Source organism: Serinibacter salmoneus (assembly GCF_002563925.1).
In the GTDB taxonomy this organism is placed as follows: Bacteria; Actinomycetota; Actinomycetes; order Actinomycetales; family Beutenbergiaceae; genus Serinibacter; species Serinibacter salmoneus.
Genome location: NZ_PDJD01000001.1, coordinates 3,110,232 through 3,129,232, shown reverse-complemented (window position 1 = coordinate 3,129,232; position 19,001 = coordinate 3,110,232). Strand labels below are relative to the sequence as shown.

Annotated in this window: 26 protein-coding genes; 16 read left to right on the top strand and 10 right to left on the bottom strand. The window is 70.7% G+C overall.

From position 1 onward, the window contains the following. Positions 1-132 precede the first annotated feature (132 nt). The 4 genes from gdhA to nhaA all read left to right on the top strand — a co-directional run bounded on the left by gdhA (position 133) and on the right by nhaA (position 4,456). Positions 133-1,470 (top strand): NADP-specific glutamate dehydrogenase, encoded by a 1,338-nt coding sequence (gene gdhA / locus ATL40_RS13980; protein ID WP_098470077.1) that lies wholly within the window; start codon positions 133-135, stop codon positions 1,468-1,470. Positions 1,471-1,553: 83 nt separating this feature from the next. Then, positions 1,554-1,790 carry a toxin-antitoxin system YwqK family antitoxin gene (locus tag ATL40_RS13975; protein WP_098470076.1) on the top strand — a complete coding sequence of 79 codons (237 nt, stop codon included), beginning with the start codon at positions 1,554-1,556 and terminating at the stop codon, positions 1,788-1,790. 57 nt (positions 1,791-1,847) lie between these two features. Then, complete coding sequence (locus tag ATL40_RS13970; RefSeq protein WP_143557001.1) at positions 1,848-2,465, top strand: hypothetical protein; 618 nt, start codon at positions 1,848-1,850, stop codon at positions 2,463-2,465. 137 nt (positions 2,466-2,602) lie between these two features. Next, positions 2,603-4,456: a Na+/H+ antiporter NhaA gene (nhaA, locus tag ATL40_RS13965; protein WP_098470074.1), complete on the top strand. Its 1,854-nt coding sequence runs from the start codon at positions 2,603-2,605 to the stop codon at positions 4,454-4,456. 47 nt (positions 4,457-4,503) lie between these two features. Here the strand turns inward: nhaA and ATL40_RS13960 are convergent, their stop codons facing one another. The 5 genes from ATL40_RS13960 to ATL40_RS13940 all read right to left on the bottom strand — a co-directional run bounded on the left by ATL40_RS13960 (position 4,504) and on the right by ATL40_RS13940 (position 7,293). Beyond that, positions 4,504-4,908 carry a type II toxin-antitoxin system VapC family toxin gene (locus ATL40_RS13960; RefSeq protein ID WP_245867145.1) on the bottom strand — a complete coding sequence of 135 codons (405 nt, stop codon included), beginning with the start codon at positions 4,906-4,908 and terminating at the stop codon, positions 4,504-4,506. A 92-nt stretch (positions 4,909-5,000) separates the two neighbouring features. After that, positions 5,001-5,762, bottom strand: a complete 762-nt coding sequence (locus ATL40_RS13955; protein ID WP_098470073.1) for an ABC transporter permease — start codon at positions 5,760-5,762, stop codon at positions 5,001-5,003. Beyond that, positions 5,759-6,613 (bottom strand): ABC transporter ATP-binding protein, encoded by an 855-nt coding sequence (locus ATL40_RS13950; protein ID WP_098470072.1) that lies wholly within the window; start codon positions 6,611-6,613, stop codon positions 5,759-5,761. The genes ATL40_RS13955 and ATL40_RS13950 overlap by 4 nt, the downstream gene beginning before the upstream one ends. Further along, positions 6,610-6,960 carry a DUF1048 domain-containing protein gene (locus ATL40_RS13945; protein ID WP_098470071.1) on the bottom strand — a complete coding sequence of 117 codons (351 nt, stop codon included), beginning with the start codon at positions 6,958-6,960 and terminating at the stop codon, positions 6,610-6,612. Before ATL40_RS13945 ends, ATL40_RS13950 begins: the two co-directional genes overlap by 4 nt. Positions 6,961-6,963: 3 nt before the next feature. Continuing rightward, positions 6,964-7,293 carry a PadR family transcriptional regulator gene (locus tag ATL40_RS13940; protein ID WP_098470070.1) on the bottom strand — a complete coding sequence of 110 codons (330 nt, stop codon included), beginning with the start codon at positions 7,291-7,293 and terminating at the stop codon, positions 6,964-6,966. A gap of 148 nt (positions 7,294-7,441) precedes the next feature. Here ATL40_RS13940 and ATL40_RS13935 point away from each other — a divergent pair, with 148 nt between their 5' ends. From ATL40_RS13935 to ATL40_RS13910, 6 genes are all read left to right on the top strand, one after another. Continuing rightward, the gene (locus ATL40_RS13935; protein ID WP_098470069.1) at positions 7,442-7,669 is read left to right on the top strand and encodes a ribbon-helix-helix domain-containing protein; all 228 of its coding nucleotides are present in this window, start codon (positions 7,442-7,444) and stop codon (positions 7,667-7,669) included. After that, positions 7,656-8,003, top strand: coding sequence for a type II toxin-antitoxin system PemK/MazF family toxin (locus ATL40_RS13930; protein ID WP_098470068.1), 348 nt, complete (start codon positions 7,656-7,658; stop codon positions 8,001-8,003). Before ATL40_RS13935 ends, ATL40_RS13930 begins: the two co-directional genes overlap by 14 nt. Positions 8,004-8,170: 167 nt before the next feature. After that, a complete protein-coding gene (locus tag ATL40_RS13925; RefSeq protein WP_245867143.1) occupies positions 8,171-8,974 on the top strand; it encodes an aminoglycoside phosphotransferase/kinase family protein in 804 nt (267 codons plus the stop codon). 64 nt (positions 8,975-9,038) lie between these two features. Next, positions 9,039-9,302 (top strand): type II toxin-antitoxin system VapB family antitoxin, encoded by a 264-nt coding sequence (locus ATL40_RS13920; RefSeq protein WP_098470067.1) that lies wholly within the window; start codon positions 9,039-9,041, stop codon positions 9,300-9,302. Further along, the gene (vapC, locus tag ATL40_RS13915) at positions 9,299-9,694 is read left to right on the top strand and encodes a type II toxin-antitoxin system VapC family toxin (protein WP_169925992.1); all 396 of its coding nucleotides are present in this window, start codon (positions 9,299-9,301) and stop codon (positions 9,692-9,694) included. The genes ATL40_RS13920 and vapC overlap by 4 nt, the downstream gene beginning before the upstream one ends. Positions 9,695-9,727: 33 nt before the next feature. Further along, complete coding sequence (locus tag ATL40_RS13910) at positions 9,728-10,228, top strand: OsmC family protein (protein WP_098470518.1); 501 nt, start codon at positions 9,728-9,730, stop codon at positions 10,226-10,228. Between the two features lie 262 nt (positions 10,229-10,490). On the opposite strand, the gene ATL40_RS13905 is transcribed toward ATL40_RS13910, so the two are convergent. Both ATL40_RS13905 and ATL40_RS13900 read right to left on the bottom strand, forming a co-directional pair. Beyond that, positions 10,491-10,973: a glutathione peroxidase gene (locus ATL40_RS13905; RefSeq protein WP_098470065.1), complete on the bottom strand. Its 483-nt coding sequence runs from the start codon at positions 10,971-10,973 to the stop codon at positions 10,491-10,493. An 80-nt stretch (positions 10,974-11,053) separates the two neighbouring features. Next, positions 11,054-11,428 (bottom strand): DoxX family protein, encoded by a 375-nt coding sequence (locus ATL40_RS13900; protein ID WP_098470064.1) that lies wholly within the window; start codon positions 11,426-11,428, stop codon positions 11,054-11,056. Positions 11,429-11,481: 53 nt separating this feature from the next. Here ATL40_RS13900 and ATL40_RS13895 point away from each other — a divergent pair, with 53 nt between their 5' ends. After that, positions 11,482-12,045, top strand: coding sequence for a MarR family winged helix-turn-helix transcriptional regulator (locus ATL40_RS13895; protein WP_245867141.1), 564 nt, complete (start codon positions 11,482-11,484; stop codon positions 12,043-12,045). A 207-nt stretch (positions 12,046-12,252) separates the two neighbouring features. Here the strand turns inward: ATL40_RS13895 and ATL40_RS13890 are convergent, their stop codons facing one another. After that, complete coding sequence (locus ATL40_RS13890; RefSeq protein ID WP_245867138.1) at positions 12,253-12,945, bottom strand: TetR/AcrR family transcriptional regulator; 693 nt, start codon at positions 12,943-12,945, stop codon at positions 12,253-12,255. Between the two features lie 173 nt (positions 12,946-13,118). On the opposite strand from ATL40_RS13890, the gene ATL40_RS13885 reads away from it, so the two are divergent. The 5 genes from ATL40_RS13885 (at position 13,119) to ATL40_RS13865 (ending at position 16,026) form a co-directional block, all read left to right on the top strand. Beyond that, positions 13,119-14,180, top strand: a complete 1,062-nt coding sequence (locus ATL40_RS13885; protein WP_211283133.1) for an NAD(P)-dependent alcohol dehydrogenase — start codon at positions 13,119-13,121, stop codon at positions 14,178-14,180. A 64-nt stretch (positions 14,181-14,244) separates the two neighbouring features. Next, positions 14,245-14,739, top strand: coding sequence for a hypothetical protein (locus ATL40_RS13880; protein ID WP_098470061.1), 495 nt, complete (start codon positions 14,245-14,247; stop codon positions 14,737-14,739). 46 nt (positions 14,740-14,785) lie between these two features. After that, positions 14,786-15,034, top strand: a complete 249-nt coding sequence (locus ATL40_RS13875) for a type II toxin-antitoxin system Phd/YefM family antitoxin (RefSeq protein WP_098470060.1) — start codon at positions 14,786-14,788, stop codon at positions 15,032-15,034. Then, positions 15,031-15,429 (top strand): PIN domain-containing protein, encoded by a 399-nt coding sequence (locus ATL40_RS13870; protein WP_098470059.1) that lies wholly within the window; start codon positions 15,031-15,033, stop codon positions 15,427-15,429. The genes ATL40_RS13875 and ATL40_RS13870 overlap by 4 nt, the downstream gene beginning before the upstream one ends. 102 nt (positions 15,430-15,531) lie before the next feature. Beyond that, positions 15,532-16,026: a hypothetical protein gene (locus ATL40_RS13865; RefSeq protein WP_098470058.1), complete on the top strand. Its 495-nt coding sequence runs from the start codon at positions 15,532-15,534 to the stop codon at positions 16,024-16,026. A 415-nt stretch (positions 16,027-16,441) separates the two neighbouring features. Here ATL40_RS13865 and ATL40_RS13860 read toward each other — a convergent pair whose 3' ends face one another. Both ATL40_RS13860 and dnaB read right to left on the bottom strand, forming a co-directional pair. Further along, a complete protein-coding gene (locus ATL40_RS13860; protein ID WP_098470057.1) occupies positions 16,442-17,272 on the bottom strand; it encodes a phosphotransferase in 831 nt (276 codons plus the stop codon). Positions 17,273-17,317: 45 nt separating this feature from the next. Further along, on the bottom strand, positions 17,318-18,658 hold the full coding sequence (gene dnaB / locus ATL40_RS13855) for a replicative DNA helicase (protein WP_098470056.1): 1,341 nt from the start codon (positions 18,656-18,658) through the stop codon (positions 17,318-17,320). Positions 18,659-19,001: the final 343 nt, after the last annotated feature.

Here is a 19,001-nt window from a genome sequence, read left to right as displayed (position 1 = left end):
CCCACGTCCCCGCTTGAGGGCCGGCGGGGGGCTGCACGGTGACCACTGTGAGGACGCCCGGCGCGCGCGGGGACGCCCGCGTCGTAGCGTGGGGCTTCCTTCTCCCCCCGAGTCTTGGAGGTACCGACCGCGATGGACCCTCAGCTGCACGCCGGCTTCGATCAGGTGCTGCGACGCAATCCCGGGGAGGCGGAGTTCCATCAGGCGGTGCGGGAGGTGTTCACCTCCCTCGGTCCCGTCCTGGCGAAGCATCCCCAGTACGTCGACTCCGGGGTCCTGGAGCGGATGTGCGAGCCGGAGCGCCAGATCATCTTCCGGGTGCCGTGGGTCGATGATGCCAGCCGGGTACAGATCAACCGCGGTTTCCGGGTGGAGTTCAACTCCGCGCTCGGCCCGTTCAAGGGCGGCCTGCGCTTCCACCCCTCCGTGTACCTGGGCATCGTGAAGTTCCTCGGCTTCGAGCAGGTCTTCAAGAACTCCCTCACCGGCATGCCGCTCGGCGGCGGGAAGGGCGGGTCGGACTTCGATCCGCGCGGGAGGTCCGAGGGCGAGGTCATGAGGTTCTGCCAGTCCTTCATGACGGAGCTGTACCGCCACATCGGGGAGTACACCGATGTCCCCGCGGGTGACACCGGCGTGGGTGGCCGGGAGATCGGCTACCTCTTCGGCCAGTACAAGCGCATCACCAATCGCTACGAATCCGGCGTGTTGACGGGCAAGGGCATCAGCTGGGGCGGTTCCCTCGTGCGCACCGAGGCCACCGGGTACGGCACCGTGCTGTTCGCCGAGCGGATGCTGGCGCGGATCGGTCGAGGCTTCGAGGACCAACGCGTGTCGGTGTCCGGATCGGGCAACGTCGCCCTCCATGCGATCGAGAAGGCCCAACAGCTCGGTGCCCGGGTGCTGACCTTCTCCGACTCCTCCGGCTATGTGGTCGACGAGGCCGGGGTGGATCTGGCGCTCCTGCGCGAGGTGAAGGAGGTGCGGCGCGAGCGCGTCGCCGCCTACGTGGAGCGGCGCCCGGGTGCGCGGCTGATCACCGAGGGAAGCGTCTGGGACGTGCCGGTCGACGTCGCCCTCCCGTGCGCCACCCAGAACGAACTGACCGCACGGGATGCCCAGCGCCTGGTCACCTCCGGCGTGACGGCTGTCGCCGAGGGCGCGAACATGCCGACCACGCCCGAGGCCGTGGCCCTGCTGCGTGAGGCCGGGGTGCTCTTCGCCCCGGGGAAGGCCGCGAACGCCGGGGGCGTGGCGACCTCGGCGCTGGAGATGCAGCAGAACGCGTCCCGCGACTCCTGGTCCTTCGAGTACACCGAGGAGCGGCTGGCGAGCGTGATGGCGGACATCCACGACAGGTGCGTGGACGTGGCCGAGGAGTACGGGGCGCCCGGGGACTACGTCGCCGGCGCGAACATCGCCGGGTTCATCCGGGTGGCCGATGCCATGCTCGCGCTCGGGGTCGTCTGAGACGCCGCCCGGGATCCTGGCGTGGGCTCGCGGGGGCTCGGCGGCGGCGACCGCCGGGCCCCTGCGGACGTTAGATTGCGCGCATGACCGAGAAGCGCCAGGAGATGATCGACGGCTACCTCGTGAAGTACCACGCCAACGGCACCACCCGGTGGTCCAAGGGCGAGGTCGCCGATGGCAGGCCGCACGGGTACTGGGAGTGGTACCGGATCGACGGCACCCTGAAACGCTCCGGGCACTTCCACGAGGGCGAGCCGGTAGGTGAGTGGATCACCTACGACGCGGCGGGCGAACCGTACCGGACAACCAACCGCGGCTGACCAGGCCGGACGCCGAGTCAGCCGGAGGATGTCAGAGGGTGGCGCCAGGCTCATGCCATGGTCACCACCCCTTCTCCGAACACTATGACGAAGATCCGCCTGACCTGGCTCGACGACGGCGCTCCAGGGCTGGTCCCAGGGCAGGGCACGGCGCACCCTCCCGGTCAGGGAGAGACCCTGTGGGCTGAGGGCATCCCCGATCGGCTGGGTCACTACGCACTGCGGAACAACGCCTTCGGCGCCTCGCTGCGGCTGCACGACGTCGTCCGCACCGAACTCAACGGCCTCGGCTACCACCAGGTGGTCGACGTCGTGGACCTCCACCCCGGGCCGGTCACCCTGGTGCAACTCCCCGAGGGGGCCGACGACGAGCAGGTGCAGCGCGTCGCCGATTCCTGGCGCCGGCTGGGTGCCGAGTACACCGAGGGCGCGGGCGGAGGACTCATCACCGCCTGGGTGGCGGGCGCCACCCCGCAGAGCGTGTGCGAGGTGCTCGCCGCGACGGCGCCGCGGTGGCGGATCCTCGACGTCGCCACCGCACCGGTCCGCCGAATGCGGGTGGCACGAGAACTCGACTTCCGGCTGGATCGGCGCACCCCTGCCGATCTCACGGCCGAGCACACCGCGATGGGCGACGGCGAGACCCGGCCGGACTGCCTGGAGGAGGGCGCCTGAGAAGGACTGTCCCGCCTCCCCACGATCCCGGCCGCGCCTAGACTCCCTCCAGGCGGCCCGCCGGCGCGGACCCCGGACCAGGGCTGCGGGCACGCCGGGCACCGGACTCGCACGAGCGAAGGCACGAGGGGTACGCCATGGGCACCACGAAGCAGCACGCGGACCTCCTGCGTCGCGTCATCGACACGCTGCGCACCGAGTCCGGCAGCGCCCTGCTGCTGGTCGGGGTCTCGCTCGTGACACTGACGCTGGCCAACTCACCCGCCTCGGAGGCCTACCAGGAGTTCTGGGAGACGCCCGCATCGATAGAGATCGGCTCGCTGTCCATCGATCTGAGCCTGCACCACTGGGTGAACGACGGCCTCATGGTGGCCTTCTTCTTCCTCATCGGGTTGGAGGTGCGCCAGGAACTGGCCGTCGGCTCGCTGCGGGATCGACGCCGCGCCCTGGTCCCCCTGGTCGCGGGCCTGTGCGGTGTGGCGTTGCCCGCCCTGATCTACCTGGCGATCGCCGGCGGCGAGGCGGCGAACGGCTGGGGCGCCGTCATCGGTACCGACACCGCCTTCCTGCTCGGGGCCCTGGCCCTGGTGGGCCCGCAGATGTCCAACCAGCTGCGCATCTTCCTGCTCACCCTCACGGTGGTGGACGACTTCCTGGCCGTGACCGTGATCGGCGTCTTCTACACCGAGGACCTCCGGTGGATGCCGCTGGTGATCGCCCTGATCTGCCTCGCCCTGTTGTACCTCCTGGGCCGCAGCAACGAGTGGCGCAGCGCCCCGTACGTGCTGGTCATCGTGGTGCTGTGGGCGGCGACCCTGCTCTCCGGTGTCCACCCCTCGATCGCGGGCATGGCGGCGGGTCTCCTGGTGCCCGCGGCGGATCCGGAACGGGCGGACGTGGTGCGCGCCAAGAGCCTGTTCCGCGACTTCTGGCAGTCGCCCCGCGCGGCAGCGGCCCGCAACGTGCGGCTCGGGCTGGCGAAGTCCATCTCCGTGAACGAGCGACTGCACGAGGTCCTGCTCACCCCCGTGAACCTCGTGATCGTCCCGATCTTCGCCCTGGCCAACGCGGGGGTGGACCTGCGCGGCGGCATGCTGCAGCAGGCCCTGACCTCGCCGGTCACCTGGGGTGTGGTCGCCGGGCTCGTGCTGGGGAAGTTCCTCGGCATCGGCCTGGGCGCCTGGGGTGCGCTGCGCGCCGGCCTCGGTGTGCTCCCTCAGGGCGTGGGGATGGGCAGCGTGTTCGGGGGCGCGGCCCTGAGCGGGATCGGTTTCACGATGGCTCTGCTGATCATCTCGCTCTCGCTGGAGGGCGACCTGGCCAGTCAGGCCGTCGTGGGCGTCCTGGTCGCCATGGTGCTCTCCTGGACCCTGGGCTGGCTGGTGTTCCGGATCGCCCGGGACAAGATGGGCGAGACGAGCGCGGACCTGCCCACCGTGCTCTCCCGGCCGGTGGACCCCGAACGCGACCACATCCTCGGGGACCCGGAGTCGACGTCGCTGACGATCGTGGAGTACCTCGACTTCGAGTGCCCGTTCTGCGCGCGCGCCACCGGGATGTGGGCGGACCTGCGCGCGCAGTACGGCGAGGAGGGTGGCCGGTACGTGGTGCGCCACCTCCCGCTGGAGGACTACCACCCCCACGCCTGGGCCGCGGCGATCGCCTCCGAGGCCGCCGCCAACCAGGGGAAGTTCTGGGAGATGCACAACCTCCTCTTCGACAACCAGGAGCGGTTGGAGGCCGAGCACCTGCGCGGCTACGCCGTCGACCTCGGGTTGGACATGGACCGCTTCGACCGGGATGTGCTCAGCGAGGAGATCGCCGAACGCATCCGCGAGGACGTGCGCAGTGCGTACGAGAGCGGCGCCCAGGGCACCCCGACCTTCTTCCTCGGAGAGCATCGTCACGCCGGTGCGCACGATGCGCGCACCCTCATCGCCGCGATCGAGGAACAGCGGCGCGAGGAAGCGGCGCTGCGCCTCCGCGGCTGACGCCGGGACTCGGGGCAACGACGGCGCAGCCCACCTCCCCCGGCAGGTCACCAGGTCAGGGTGCGCACTCCCGGGAAGGCGAGCACGGCGCTGTCCACCGTCACCAGGGTGAGGTTCTCCCGCAGGGCCTGGGCCGCGAGCAGCCGGTCGAACGGGTCCCGATGCTCCCAGGTCATGGCGCCGGCGGCGATCGCCGCGGCGCCGTCGATCGGCAGGTCCTCGACGCCGAGTTCAGCCAGGCGGGCCTCCCACCCGGCCACGAGCGCCTCGCCCCCCGGGAGCCGGCCGAGCCGGGTCTTGGTGGCCACCTCCATGGCGGAGGCGGCTGAGACGAACAGGTGGGTACGACGCTCCCTCAGCTCCGCCAGCGGTTCGGCAGGAATGCGCGACGGCGCGGCCAGCATCCACAGCAGCACGTGGGTGTCCAGGAGGTAGCGCGGTCTCACTCCCACGCGCGCACCTCGTCCTCGGGGAGCGGGCGGTCGAAGTCGTCCGGCACCTCCAGCGCGAGCGTGCCCACGGGCTGGACAGGCGGGCTCGCGCCCTACCGCCTCCGCCGCCGGTAGAGCACGCTCGCCCCGCCCCAGGCGGCCGCGAGGATCCCGACGCACCACGCCAGCGCCACCCAGATCTCCGAGCCGACGCTCTGCTGCTCCAGGAGCGCCCGGAGGGTGTCGACGATCGCGGTGACGGGCTGGTGCTCAGCGAACCACTGCACGGGCGCGGGCATGGAGTCGGTCGGCACGAAGGCGGAGGAGACGAACGGCAGCAGGATCAGGGGGTAGGAGAACGCGCTCGCGCCGTCCACGCTGGTGGCGGCGAGGCCCGCGATCACGGCGATCCAGATCAGCGCGAGGGCCAGCAGCGTCAGGATCCCGATGACCGCGAGCCACGCCCCGACCGACGCTCCGCTACGGAACCCCATGAGCAGCGCGACGCCGATCACCAGCACGAGCGAGGCACCGATCGCGGCGAGGGAGGCGGTCACGTGGGACCACAGGAAGCTGCCCGACCAGATCGGCAACGACCGGAAGCGTTCGGCGATGCCGCCCTGCACGTCCAGGAAGAGGCGGTAGGAGGTGTAGGCGACGCCGGAGGCGATGGTCACCACGAGGATCCCCGGCAGGAGGTAGGTCACGTAGGAATCGCCCGGGGCCTGGATGGCGCCGCCGAAGACGTAGACGAACAGCAGCATGAAGGCGATCGGCATCAGCGCGGTGGAGATGATCGAGTCCGGGCTGCGGGTGATGTGCTTCAGGGTGCGCCCCGACATCGAGGCGACCTCCGTCAGGGCGTGCGTGCTCATGCTGCCTCCTTCGGCGGGTCGGTCTTGGTGGGGTCGGTCTTGGTGGGGTCGTTCCCGGTCAGCGCGAGGAAGATCTCCTCCAGCGTCGGCTGCTTCTCCACGTACTCCACGTGCGCGGGTGGGATCAGCGCCTTGAGTTCGGCCAGGGTCCCGTGGGTGAGGATCCGGCCCCCGTGCAGGATCGCGATGCGGTGCGCGAGGCGCTCCGCCTCCTCCAGGTACTGGGTGGTGAGCAACACGGTGGTGCCTCCGGCGGCGAGCTGTTCGACCGCCTCCCACACCTCGCGCCGCGCCTGCGGGTCCAGACCCGTGGTGGGCTCGTCCAGCACCACCACGGCGGGTGACCCCACGAGGCTCATCGCCAGGTCGAGTCGACGGCGCATGCCACCCGAGTAGGTCCCGGCCCGCCGGTCGGCGGCCTCGGTGAGCGAGAAGCGATCCAGGAGGGAGTCGGCCTCGGCCGCCGGGTCGGCGATGCGCCGAAGACGAGCCACGAGCACCAGGTTCTCCCGTCCGCTGAGCACCTCGTCCACCGCGGCGAACTGGCCGGTCAGGCCGAGGGCGCGGCGCACCGCGGCGCTCTCGCCCACCACGTCGTGACCCGCCACCTGCGCGCTGCCACCATCGGCCCGCAGCAGGGTGGCGAGGATCCGCACGAGCGTGGTCTTCCCGGCGCCGTTGCTGCCCAGCAGCGCCAGGATGGAGCCACGGGCCACCTCTAGGTCCACGCCCCGCAGCACGGCGAGATCGCCGTAGGACTTCGTCAGGCCGCGCACCCGGATCGCCGTCGTCCCCGGTCCAGGCGAGGTGCCCCCTCCCGGGGAGGTCGACGCCGCATCCCGCCCGGTCATGGCCGTTCCGCCTCGGCGATCGCATCGGCCAGCCGCTCGCGCTCCCGCCGGATCCAGCTGCCACCCTCGTAGCCGGCGATGAAGGTGTCGGCGAACTCCGCCGGGTCCTCCCCCACCACCTGACGCAACGGTGTCCCATCGGCGGCCGCCTGCTCCAGCAGATCGGCCAGGTCGCCCAACATCGCCACCAGCACGGCGCCGTCGTTCGCCGGCCCCAGGTACATCAGGTAGCGCTCCAGGGCCTTCCCCGCCGCGCGATACGGCTGGGGCAGGGCGGCGATGCGTGCCTTGAACTCGCGGTACTGCTTCTTCTGGCCGAGGTCACCGGTCAGCTTCTCGATCCACATGGGTCAGGACCCTTCCGTCCGTAGTGTGTCGAGCCGGGCCGCCAGGGCGGTCCACGTGCTCCAGAACTCCTCCAGCGCGGCCTCGCCGGCGGCGTTGAGGGTGAAGACCTTGCGGGGCGGCCCCACCGGCGAGGGCACCTTGGTCACGTCCGCCAGGCCGCGCTTCTCCAGGCGCAGCAGCACGGCGTACACGGTGCCCTCGGCGAGGTCGGCGAACCCGCGTGCCCGCAGCGAGGCGGTGACCTCGGGGCCATGACTTGCGCCGTGCGCGAGCACGGCGAGCACGAGGCCCTCGAGCACGCCCTTGAGCATCTCGGTGTCCTGCTTGCCCATCACAGGCCCCTTTCTCAGTGATGCTGAGTACCGGTGCACAGTAACACTGAGTACCGGTACTCAGCAACACCGAGAACTCGGCGCGAGCGTCATCCCGGCGTTAGCGAGGCGGTAGCAATGGGTTCCTACTGCGAGTAGCATCTCCCGCATGAAGATCAGCGTGAGCCTGACGCCACAGGACCTCGCCGCCGTCGACCGCGCCGTGGTGGACCTCCAGCTCCCCAGTCGCTCCGCCGCCATCCAGCTCGCCATCCGCACCTTGGCCGAGGCAGAACTCGAGGAGGAGTACGCGGCCGCCTGGACCGAGTGGGAGGAGAGCGGGGCTGCGGCCGCATGGGAGGACACCACACCGGACGGCCTGCATGCGTCGCGGTGAGATCCGTCTGGTCGACCTCGAACCCGTGCGCGGGAGTGAGGCCGACAAGCGCCGCCCTGCGATCCTCGTGAGCAACGATCGAGCCAACGCCACCGCGGCGCGCCTCGGGCGCGGGGTCGTCACCGTGGTGCCGGTCACGAGCGCGACCGATCGCGTGCTCTCCTTCCAGGTGCTCCTCCCGGCGAAGAGTTGCGGACTTCCACGAGAGAGCAAGGCCCAGGCGGAGCAGGTGCGCAGCGTGGCCGTGGAGCGCATCGGGCCGGCACTCGGAGCCCTTCCCCGTCCACTGCTTGATCAGCTTGACGCCGCGCTGCGCCTGCACCTCGCGCTGTGAGGGGCGCCCATCGGGGCAGTGAGTGGGCCTCGGGAACTGCACACCGGGGCGGATCCGCCAGGCCTCACCGACGGTGATCGCGGCGACGTCCCGCGCGGCGGGGTTCGTTGATGAGCATGCGGAGGCTCGCGGCTGTTGGCGCTGCGCCTCCTCAGTAGGCTCAGGGCATGCCCGGCGCACCTGACGAACTCGTGCTGGACCGGTTCGCCGTCACCCACGTCGAGCGCACCCTGCCGGGCGGCCGGGGTCGCTCGGTGCTCGCCGGCGACCTGGTGCTCAGCCCCGACCGCGAACCCGGAACCCAGCGGTGGCTCAGCCCCATTCAGGCGCGCCTCGCCTCCGAGCTCGACAACGAAGCGGGCCGCCGGCCGCTGCGCCTGGCTCTGCCCGTGCCCGCACGTGACGGAGAGTGGGTGGTGCAGGGTTGGGGGGCCACCCGCTTCGAGCCGCGCGCACGCCCCTGCCACGACCTGGCACTGATGCGCGCGGCCGGGCACCTGCTGCACGCGCGGCTCGCGGTGGCGGTGCCCGCGCGGCCTGAGGCCCTGAGTGCCGCGCCGCGCAACCGGTGGGACCGGGCCGAAGCCCTCGCCTTCGGCGATCCGGCCGCCCTGCCGGAGCCGGCGGGGTGGCTCCGCGGGCACGTCGCCCACGCGGCCACGGTGCCCGGCGGTCTCGGCCCGGATCAACTGGTGCACCGGGACCTGGCCGGGAACGTGCTGCTCGACGGCGCAGGCTCGGCCCTGGTCATCGACCTCTCCCCCGCCTGGCGCCCCGTGCTGTGGGCCGAGGCGATCTGCGTGCTCGATGCCGTGCTGTGGCACGGCGCCGACCGGGACGTGCTGGCGGATTGGCGTGGCGGGAGGGAGCGGCTCGCCATGCTGCGCGCCGTGGCCTTCCGGGTGCTGAGCGATGAGCCCGTGGCGATCGAGGCCTATCGCGCGGTGGTGGCGGAGCTCGGCGCCGCCTGACCCACGTCTCGCCCTTCTCTGCGCAACCCGCACACCCCGCACACCCAAGGTGTATCGTTGGTGTATGGGACGCACCAACATTGAGTTGGACGATGACCTCGTGGCCGAGGTCATGCGGCGCCACGGCGTGCGCACCAAGCGCGAAGCGGTCGATCTCGCCCTGCGCCGCCTGGTCGGACCGGTCATGTCGCGCGGCGACATGCTCGCGCTCGAGGGCACCGGATGGGACGGCGACCTGACCTCGCTGCGCAGCGACGCCGTCGAGCCGCTCACCACGTCATCGACCGAGTCGGCATCAGGTTCAGATCCGGGAGAGCGCCCGGCGTGATCCTCGCTGACACCTCGCTGTGGATCGAGTTCCTGCGCGGCACGGACTCCCGCGCGTGCACGTTCGTCCGCGAGCACGTGGGCCTGGACCTCGCCGCGACCGAACCCGTGCTCATGGAGTTGCTCGCCGGCTCCCGGCCCGGTGCCCAGGCCGATCGCGTGGACCAGTTGCTGCGCGCCCAGTCCTGGTGCCACATCGACCCCGTGCTGGACTTCCGCGGCGCCGCTGACGTCTTCCACGCGGCGCGCTCCGCAGGCCGTCAGCCTCGTGCGCTCACGGACTGCCTCATCGCGGCGATCGCCCTGCGCCTCGGGATCACGCTGGCGCACCGGGACACCGACTACGCCGCCATCGCAGCGACCACGGGCCTGCGCACCATCGACCTGCGCTAGGCACTGCCCGAATCCTGCGCCATGCTGATCGGCATGACGACCCACGCCTACGCCACCACGCTCGCCTGGGAGGGCAACACCGCCGTCGGCTACCGCGCGTACTCCCGCGAGCACGTGGTCAGGTTCGGTGACGTCGGGTCCGACAGCGCCCGGTTCGACAGCGCCGTGAACGGCAGCGCCGGGAGGCTCGTCCTCAGCGCGGATGCCGCCTTCCTCGGGGACGCCGCGCTGCCCAACCCCGAGCAACTCCTGCTCGCCGCGGCCAGCTCCTGCCAGCTGCTGTCCTTCCTCGCCGTGGCCGCCCGCGCCGGGGTGGAGGTGACGTCCTATCGTGACTCCGCGAGCGCCGAGATGCCCGAGGACGGCCCCGCCACCCGGTTCACGCGGATCGACCTGAGCATCGCCGTCGTGGCCCGCGGCTGTTCGGAGGAACGGGTGCGCGAGCTCCTGGAGCAGGCCCACCAGCAGTGCTACATCGCCAACACGCTCAACGCCCCGGTTCACGTGACCGCCGAGGCCACCATCGCCGAGTAGCGGGGAGTCGTCGGAGGGCGAGACCGCCGCGCACGGGCAGCAGCGCGCACTCAGCAGTTCGGGCCCTCGCTGAGGGCGGTGAACCTCTCGCCCAGGGAGGAAGCACCGCTCTCACTTCGCGTGGCTCGGTGGTGTCGCCGCAGGTCACAGGGTTGCACGGGAGGAGCGGGCGGCGCGCCACGCCAAGTCCACCGCCCTCAGCGAGGGCCGCACCTCCCTCAGCGAGAGCCTCCCGGCACGCGAGGCCTTGTGGGGCCGGCCGCTAGTGGGAAAGCAGGGCCTCGATGCGGGACACGATCGCCGGGTCGTCCGGCACGGTCCGGGGCCGGAACCGCTCGATGGTGCCGTCCGGGGCTATGAGGAACTTCTCGAAGTTCCACTCCACGCGTCCGGCCTTGCCCGAGGCATCGGCGGTCTTGGTGAGCTCGGCGTACAGCGGGTGCTGCGAGCGCCCGTTGACCTTGACCTTCTCGAACATCGGGAACGTCACGCCGTAGGTGGTGGAGCAGAACGTGGCGATCGACTCCGCGCTGCCCATCTCCTGCATGAACTGGTTGCTCGGGAAGCCCAGCACCGTGAACCCCCGCACCGCGTAGGTGCGCTGCAACTCCTCCAGGGCGGAGTACTGCGGGGTGAGCCCGCACCGGGAGGCGACGTTGACGATGAGCTTCACCTGCCCGCGGTAGGCGCCCAGGGTGGTGGGCGTGCCGTCGATGAGGGTCAGGGGGATGTCCTCGAGGCTCATGTCACGTCAACGACGACGGGGAGTCGGGTGTTCCGGCGGCGCGCCTCATCGAGCGGCGCCGGAACCCTTCGCGCGGCGACTCAGCCGAAGGGGTAGGGACCGAAGCGACCCCACGCCACGAAGGCCGCGAGCAGCATCAGGACGATGTTCATCCCCACGGACTTGGACTCGCCGCGGCGCAGGTGCGTCACCATGGCGCCCGCCATCAGCAGGATCAGGCCGACGGCGGCGATCGGCGCGAGCACCGGAGCGATACCGGTCAGCGGCGGCAGGATCAGGCCGATCGCCGCGAGGATCTCGAGCGCACCGATCACCTTGGCGCCACTGCCGAGCGCGGCCACCGCGCCCATCCCGGACTCCTCCAACTGCTGGGGAGTGCGACGCACCTTGGGGATCCCCGCCATCAGGAACACCAAGGCCAGCAGCCCGGCAACCACCCACAACACCACGTTCATCGAGTCCATCCTTCACTTCATGCTTGTAGTAACGCCGTCATCATACTTCATGCGTGAAGTATGATGTGCAGGTGGAATGCCCCGAGCCGCGCTGGCTCACTGCCGAGGAGCAGCAGGACTGGCACGCCTTCTCCTTCGCCTCGGCCCTGCTACCCGCAGCCCTGGAAGCGCAGATGCAGCGCGACAGCGGGATGACACACTTCGACTACCGCGCCCTGTCCGGTCTCTCCATGGCCCCCGACCACCGTGCCCAGATGACCGACCTCGCGAGGTACACGGGCAGTTCCCTCTCCAGGCTCTCCAACGTGGTGAGCAGGTTCGAGAAGCGCGGTTGGGTGACGCGCCGCCCGGATACCCACGACCGGAGGGCGACCGTGGTCACCCTCACCGATGACGGCTTGGCCGTGGTCGAACAGGCCGCCCCCGCCCACGTCGCCGAGGTCCGGCGGCTCGTGGTCGACGCCCTCTCCCCCGCCCAGTTCCGGGCGCTCGGGGACATCTCGCGGACGTTGCTGCGCGCCATGGGGGCGCCCACGCCGCCCCGGGTGCCGGTCGACGGCGACAACGGCGAGGGCGACGATCACAACGACGGCGCCCGATCCCGGACGAGCTGCTGACGGCACTGCTCGCGGCCGCGCGGGACGCCCTGGACTCGCCGCCCTCCTAGCCGCGGCGCACCACGCGAGGCAAGACCCCGCGAGATGGTGCGAAGCGCGCGAGCGACGACGCCCAGCGCACCATCTCGTGCGTTTCGCACCATCTCGCGGCCAACCTCGCGCCCCGCGGCCAACCTGGCACCCCGCGGCCCCCGCCAACCGCGCCAGTTACGCGACCCGCCGCGCCTCGAGCGCGTCGAGGATGAGGTCCAGCCCGTAGCCGAACTCCTGCGCCGGGTCGTAGCCGGAGGCGAGCAGCTCGGTGGCCGAGGCGGCGAGGAACGGGAACTGCGCCGGCGGCAACTGCGGGAGGTAGACCTCCTCGGCGGCCTGGGAGAACTCCTCGACGGTGTCGAACGGCAGGCCGACCTCCTGCAGCACGTGACCGTAGAGGTAACTGTCGAGCATCCAGTTGGCGTGGGTCGCCATCACCACGGAGAACCCGGCGCCGCGCAGGCAGGCGATCACCGCCTCGCGGTGGCGCAGGTTCGCGGGGCCCGGGGTGGTGCGGGCCTCCATCTGGCTGATCGCCCACGGGTGGGCGGTCAGCACCCGCCGGGCGGAGAGAGCCCGGGACCGCATGGCCGTGCGCCAGTCCTGCTGGAGGTCCGGCAGGTCGATCTCGCTGAACACCACGTCGATCATGGCGTCGAGCAGGTCGTCCTTGTTCGCCACGTAGTGGTAGAGCGACATGGCACCCGCGCCGAGTTCACCGGCCAGGCGCCGCATGCTCAGTCCGTCCACCCCCTCACGGTCGGCGAGCCGCATCGCCTCGGCAACGACACGCTCCTTGCTGAGCGGCGCCGAGCCGGCCGACTCAGCGGCCACACCGGCGGCCTGACGGTTGTTCCTGGCGGACACGACTTCCTCCCTCGGACGGCTTGACAATCGTACGGTGTACGCGGATAGTACAGCGTACGACGTACAGCGTACGACGTACACCGTACGAGGCAGCCACCGTGACCGCGCCGGCGACACAACCGGCGTCACCGCAGCGGGTGAGACAGCGACGGTGTCACCAGAGAGGGCAGGCCATGACCAGCACACCGGAACCCGGCGCCTCGGCGACCCCACGCCCCGGCGGGCAGGGGACGACGGCGATGCGCGCCGTCGTGCAGCATCGCTACGGGCCGCCCGAGGTGCTCGAGCAGGCCGAACTCCCCATCCCCCGCCCCGGGCGGGGTGAGGTGCTGGTGCGGGTGGCCGCCGCCGGCGTGCACCCCGGGGACCACTTCCTCCTCACGGGGCTGCCGCTCATGGTGCGCGCGGTGTTCGGGCTGCGCCGGCCCCGGATCATGGTGCGGGGGCGTGACCTCGCGGGCACGGTCACCGCCGTCGGCGAGGGCGTGGCCGCCCTGTGGCCCGGGGATGCGGTCTTCGGGTGGAGCACCACGGGCACGCTCGCCGAGTACGCCTGCGTGCCGGCCGAGCAGCTCGCGCCGATCCCCGCGGGCGTCCCGATGGTCCAGGCCGCGGCCGTGGCGACCTCGGGGATCACGGCGCTGCAGGCCATGCGGGACATCGCCCGCGTGCAGCCGGGGCAGCGCGTCCTCATCACCGGCGCCTCCGGCGGGGTGGGGCACTACGCCGTCCAGATCGCCGTGGCCCTGGGCGCCGAGGTGACCGGCGTGTGCAGCGCGGGCAACCTCGAGATGGTGCGCTCCCTGGGCGCCGCGGCGATCGACTACACGGCCACCGACCCCGTCACCGAGGCGCTGCGGACCGGGGCGAGCTACGACGTCGTGCTCGACAATGCCGAGGCGCAACCGCTCGCGGTGATGCGCCGCGCCCTGACCCCCATCGGCACCCTGATCCCGAACAACGGGCACGGCGGCCGCTGGTTCGGCCCGCTCGGCCGGATCGCGCGGGATCGCCTGACCTCGCTCACCACGCGTCAGCGGCTGCGCCCCTTCACGTCGATCGAGAAGCGCGCCGACCTGCTCACCCTGTCCGAGATGCTCGCCGACGGGCGCATCGTTCCCGTGATCGAGCGCACCTACCCGCTCGCCGACGCCGCCGACGCGCTACGGCACGTGGGCCGGCGCCACGCCCGCGGGAAGGTCGTCATCACCATGCCGGCCGACCCCCGCACCTGACCGCCATCAGAACTATGGCCCTCGCCGCCGTGGCGAGGGCAGCACCCAACCGAAGGAGACCATCATGAGCACGAACGCCCCATCCACCCCACTGGAGGATCGCCCCGTCCCCGTGCGGCTGAGGCTCGCCGCCGCATGGGCGAGCCTGATGTTCCTGTACCTCTACGTGGACTACTACCACCTCTACAAGCCCGGCACCGTGGAGGACATCGGCCGCGGCGTCGTCTTCGAGTTCGCCATCTCGCCGGCGCTGCTGACCGGGTTCCTGGCGCTGGTCGCCGTCCCGGCGATGATGATCGCGGCCTCCGTGGCGCTCCCGGCCCGGGCCGCGCGCACCACCACGCTGGTGGTCGCGGCGCTGTACGTGCCGGTCACGGTGTTCAACGCCGTCGGGGAGTCCTGGGCGTGGGCCGGGTTCTACGGCCTCTCGATCGGACTCGAGCTGCTGCTCCTGGGCTACGCGCTGCGCGCGGCGTGGACCTGGCCGCGGGCCAGGGTCGAGAGCACCGAGGGGCCGACGGCGCAGGTCACCCCGCGGGAGCCGGTGGCACTGCCGTAGAACCGAATCGTAGACATCCGTAGACATCTCGCAGTACTCTGGAGCGATGAAGACGATCACCGTGGGTCAGTTGCGCCAGAATCCAACGGCGATGCTGGCGGAGGTCGAGGCCGGCGAGGTGTACCGGGTCACCCGACACGACCGGGAGATCGCGTGGATCGTCCCCCGGGAGCCGGCGATCCCCCTGCTGCCCCCGAAGCGCAGCGGCGGCACGCACCTCGCTGCGATCGAGCGCCATTCGCTCCGCTCGGCGGTGAGCATCGAGGAACTGCTGGCCGACGAGCGCGACCGGTGACCCTCTACTACCTCGACACCTCCGTGGCCCTGCGGGCGCTTCTGGGGCACTCGGCCAGTGCCGCCGCCTGGATCGACGCCGTCACGGCCAGTGAGCAGCATCAGCTCGTCTCCTCCCGACTGCTGCGCACTGAACTCACGCGGGTGCTTCGCAGGGAGGGGCTTGCCGTCTCACACCGAGACGAGCTCCTCGACGTGCTCGCGCTGGTGCCGATCACCGACGGGGTCCTGGCCGCCGCTGAGGCGATCGAGCCGCACGTCAAGACGCTCGATTCGATCCACCTCGGATCGGTGATCGCCGCGGGCCTGGATGCCACCGTCGTCACCCATGACGCGAACCTGAGGACCGCAGCCCTCGCACTCGGGTACCCGGTACTCGACCCGGTCACGGACTGAGGCCTGCGGCGAGCGCCGCCTCTGTGGCCTGCACCCTCAGTCCGCCTGCGGGAGAAGGCAGCCGAGGATCGGATGCCATGACCACCGCTGACCTGGCAACCCATGCGACTTGACCCTGTCCGTGACGGCGAACGTGTCACGAGCCGGGGCTATGCCTCTGCTCACGCAAGCGGGGTAGTCCTGACCCCCGCCGATGAGTACACCGGGCAACCCGAGGTCGACTGGCCATCGTCTCCACACCTTCTCGACCTGCCGGCGCGCGCAATCGGGACGTACGTGCGGGTGTACGGAGTCTGGCACGGGGCGGCCAAGGGCATCCGCGTGGATCACTGTGTCCCTGACGATCCGGACCTGAGGAAGCCTCCCGACCTCCGGACGAGCCCCACTCCCCAGCGCCGGGCAGAGCTGTGGAGGACATGGTCGGAGAGCAACCCTCCTACGATCGTTGAGTTGGGCCTCGATGTCCTCGACATCAACGTGACCGACGACGCCGTCGAGGTCACCTGCTTTGACCACTCTCAGGCGCGAACTGTGCTGGCGCCGCACTATGGAGACGTGCTCGTACTGCGCGACCCTCCGTTCGCGCTGTCCAGCTAGACCGCGCTGCGTCGGTTCTGCGACATCGCAGAGCAGGAGGGAGTGCTGCAAGCCGTCGGATGGAGCCTGCACCCCCCGGTGTGGATCCAACGGATCACACCGCAACTCGCTCGCGCGGCGTCGGAGGTGCCCGCCGGACTTCCTCTGTTGACGGTTCAGGTAGTCGCTGCCGACACGCCCTCGCAAGCGTCTCGAATGCAGCCGAACTGACCCGACGCCGAACCATTTGCGAGCACTGCGCTCTCGACCTGGTCTCCTGGCCTTCCACGCGATGCCGACGGTGGTCAGCCGACGCTCGGGACCGCCGTACCCAGTCGCGACCAGCGGCGCAGGTCGCCCCGCGCGAGCCGCTGCCGCTGCCGTCGGCGATACTCGCCCCACGCCGTTCCTGCGCTGCTTGCAGCTCGCGCCCACGTCAGGGACCGAGAACCGCCCGGTCGAGGAGCCCGCGGTGCTCGAGTATGTAGGCGATATCAGCCAGGTAGAGGTCGAGATGTCCAGCGGCGATGTGTCGAGCGAAGTTCCGGTCGCCCGCTCTTGCCGCGCCCTGTATGAAGGCCACAAGGGCCTGCAGGCGCGGGACGACCGTCTCTACCGCCGCGGCCCGCAGGTCCTGGGAGGCGCCGTAGGCGTCCAGGAACTGCCGCGCGCGGTCGGCCTGCGCTGCGATGTCACCGAACCCGTCTGTGTTTCCCGGCCGAGTGAGCGGCGCGAAGCGGTACAGCGCGTACGCGAGATCCCAGGCGCGGGGGCCCGGCCGGGCCAGGTCGAAGTCGATGATCGCCACCGCGATACCGTCGCGGAAGACGCAGTTGTACGGAGCGAAGTCGGAGTGGCAAATGACCTCGACGGGCTCGAGCGCCGGGAGCTGCCAACCTTCGGGTAGCTGAGCGACGCCGCAGGCGGAAGCGTCGTGGTACGCACGGAGAAGTCGACCCGCAGACAGGAGAGCGGCTTCGCTCCGCACTTCCTCGGTGAGCGGGTAGTTACCCACGGTTCCGGGTACGAAGTCGAGAACCTCGCGTCCCTTCTCGTCCACCCCGTGCACCGCGGGTGCGCCGTCGAAGCCTGCTCGGGGCAACTGGTTCAGCAGCGCGTGCACGGCGGGAGTCCACAGGTGAAGCGGGCGCCGCACCGTGTTGCCGACGCGGGTCACGAGGTTGACCCCGCCCCCGTTGAGAGGCTCCTCGGCAGGCTCCGGTGTCGTGCAGCCTGACTGACTTTCTGGCTTCTCGTTCAGGGACATATTCCGACTACCGGTCGACCAACTGCGCGGGTGCGGACCCGAGCCCTACCAGCTGCCGCCTGCCGAGCTCTCCGGCGCCATGTCGACGAAGCGCGCGTAGTGGCCCTGGAAGGCCACGGTGATGTTGTCGGTCGGGCCATTACGGTGCTTGGCCACGATGAAGTCCGCCTCGCCCTTGCGGACCTCCTTGTCGTAGGCCTCGTCGCGGTGCAGCAGGATCACCATGTCAGCATCCTGTTCGATCGAGCCGGATTCGCGAAGGTCGCTGATCTGCGGGCGCTTGTCGGTGCGCTGCTCGGCGCCACGGTTCAGCTGCGAGACGGCGATCACCGGCACCTCGAGCTCCTTCGCGAGGAGCTTGATCGCGCGGGAGAACTCCGAGACCTCCTGCTGGCGGGACTCCACACGCTTGCCGGAACTCATCAACTGCAGGTAGTCGATCACCACGAGCTTGAGGTCGTGGCGCTGCTTGAGGCGCCGGCACTTGGCGCGGATCTCCATGAGCGACATGTTCGGAGAGTCGTCGATGAACAGCGGCGCCTCGGAGATGGCGCTGACCGTGCCGGCGAGCTTGTTCCAGTCCCGATCCTCCATCGGCCCCTGCCGCAGGCGCTGCAGCGGCACCTGCGCCTCGGCGGCGAGCATACGCATGACGATCTCATTGGCGCTCATCTCCAGGGAGAAGACCGCCGAGGTCATGTTGTGGTGGATGGAGGCGGAGCGCACCACGTCCAGCGCCATCGTGGACTTCCCCATCGCGGGGCGCGCGGCCACCACGATCATCTGCCCGGGGTGCAGGCCGTTGGTGAGCCTGTCCATCTCGGAGAACCCGGTGGGCACGCCCACGAACTCGCCATCCCGGGAGACGGCGGCCTGGATCTCGTCCATCGCGCCGACGATGATGTCCTTCAGCGGCTTGTAGTCCTCACTGGTGCGCCGCTCAGTCACCGCGTAGATCTCCGACTGCGCGGAGTTCACCAGGTCGTCCACGTCACCGCCGTCGGTGGCGTAACCGAGCTGGGCGATGCGGGTTCCCGCTTCCACGAGCTTGCGCAGCACGGCGCGCTCGCGCACGATCCCCGCGTAGTAGCCGGCGTTCGCGGCCGTGGGCACCGAGGAGATCAACGTGTGCAGGTAGCCGTGCCCGCCCACCCGGCCGATCTCGCCGCGCTTGCCGAGCTCGTCGGCCACCGCGATTACGTCGGTCGGCTGACCGCGCCCATACAGGTCCACCACGGCGTCGAAGACCATCTCGTGCGCCGGGCGGTAGAAGTCGTTGCCGCGGATCACCTCGACCACATCGGCGATCGCGTCCTTGGACAGCATCATCCCGCCGAGCACGCTCTGCTCGGCCGCGACGTCATGCGGCGGGGTGCGCTCGGACATCCCGGACCGCTGGTCCTCGACCTCGCTCGTTGCCGTCACCGTGAGCCTCCCGACCCCTCGTCGTCTCCGCCGCCTGCATGCCGCCAGCACCGCCGCCTGCACCGCCTGGTGATACGTCATCACGGAGGTCCGACATCCTGCCCCCCGCTGATCAAGTCGGCATCGGGCACCGCCGGGCACACCGCGTGCGTGGCGCCCCGCGTGCGTGCAGCACCGCGTCACGGTAGCCGCCGCATGAGCGCCCGTGCACCGCGGTGCGTGCCGCCTGATCGGGTTGACATCCGGCCCCACGTCTGCGGGTGTGCACAGTCTGTGGACAACCTGGGGACAACTCCGGGTGATA

Excerpts from the sequence above, each read along its gene's own strand:
- ATL40_RS13865 (WP_098470058.1), top strand. The coding sequence starts at position 15,532 with ATGCGACTTGACCCTGTCCGTGACGGCGAACGTGTCACGAGCCGGGGC.
- ATL40_RS13880 (WP_098470061.1), top strand. The coding sequence starts at position 14,245 with ATGAGCACGAACGCCCCATCCACCCCACTGGAGGATCGCCCCGTCCCC.
- gdhA (WP_098470077.1), top strand. The coding sequence starts at position 133 with ATGGACCCTCAGCTGCACGCCGGCTTCGATCAGGTGCTGCGACGCAAT.
- ATL40_RS13950 (WP_098470072.1), bottom strand. The coding sequence starts at position 6,613 with ATGACCGGGCGGGATGCGGCGTCGACCTCCCCGGGAGGGGGCACCTCG.
- ATL40_RS13875 (WP_098470060.1), top strand. The coding sequence starts at position 14,786 with ATGAAGACGATCACCGTGGGTCAGTTGCGCCAGAATCCAACGGCGATG.
- nhaA (WP_098470074.1), top strand. The coding sequence starts at position 2,603 with ATGGGCACCACGAAGCAGCACGCGGACCTCCTGCGTCGCGTCATCGAC.
- ATL40_RS13885 (WP_211283133.1), top strand. The coding sequence starts at position 13,119 with ATGACCAGCACACCGGAACCCGGCGCCTCGGCGACCCCACGCCCCGGC.
- ATL40_RS13935 (WP_098470069.1), top strand. The coding sequence starts at position 7,442 with ATGAAGATCAGCGTGAGCCTGACGCCACAGGACCTCGCCGCCGTCGAC.
- ATL40_RS13930 (WP_098470068.1), top strand. The coding sequence starts at position 7,656 with ATGCGTCGCGGTGAGATCCGTCTGGTCGACCTCGAACCCGTGCGCGGG.
- ATL40_RS13955 (WP_098470073.1), bottom strand. The coding sequence starts at position 5,762 with ATGAGCACGCACGCCCTGACGGAGGTCGCCTCGATGTCGGGGCGCACC.
- ATL40_RS13940 (WP_098470070.1), bottom strand. The coding sequence starts at position 7,293 with ATGGGCAAGCAGGACACCGAGATGCTCAAGGGCGTGCTCGAGGGCCTC.
- ATL40_RS13945 (WP_098470071.1), bottom strand. The coding sequence starts at position 6,960 with ATGTGGATCGAGAAGCTGACCGGTGACCTCGGCCAGAAGAAGCAGTAC.
- ATL40_RS13975 (WP_098470076.1), top strand. The coding sequence starts at position 1,554 with ATGACCGAGAAGCGCCAGGAGATGATCGACGGCTACCTCGTGAAGTAC.
- ATL40_RS13970 (WP_143557001.1), top strand. The coding sequence starts at position 1,848 with ATGGTCACCACCCCTTCTCCGAACACTATGACGAAGATCCGCCTGACC.
- ATL40_RS13900 (WP_098470064.1), bottom strand. The coding sequence starts at position 11,428 with ATGAACGTGGTGTTGTGGGTGGTTGCCGGGCTGCTGGCCTTGGTGTTC.
- ATL40_RS13925 (WP_245867143.1), top strand. The coding sequence starts at position 8,171 with ATGCCCGGCGCACCTGACGAACTCGTGCTGGACCGGTTCGCCGTCACC.
- dnaB (WP_098470056.1), bottom strand. The coding sequence starts at position 18,658 with ATGTCCGAGCGCACCCCGCCGCATGACGTCGCGGCCGAGCAGAGCGTG.
- ATL40_RS13910 (WP_098470518.1), top strand. The coding sequence starts at position 9,728 with ATGACGACCCACGCCTACGCCACCACGCTCGCCTGGGAGGGCAACACC.
- ATL40_RS13905 (WP_098470065.1), bottom strand. The coding sequence starts at position 10,973 with ATGAGCCTCGAGGACATCCCCCTGACCCTCATCGACGGCACGCCCACC.
- ATL40_RS13920 (WP_098470067.1), top strand. The coding sequence starts at position 9,039 with ATGGGACGCACCAACATTGAGTTGGACGATGACCTCGTGGCCGAGGTC.
- ATL40_RS13860 (WP_098470057.1), bottom strand. The coding sequence starts at position 17,272 with ATGTCCCTGAACGAGAAGCCAGAAAGTCAGTCAGGCTGCACGACACCG.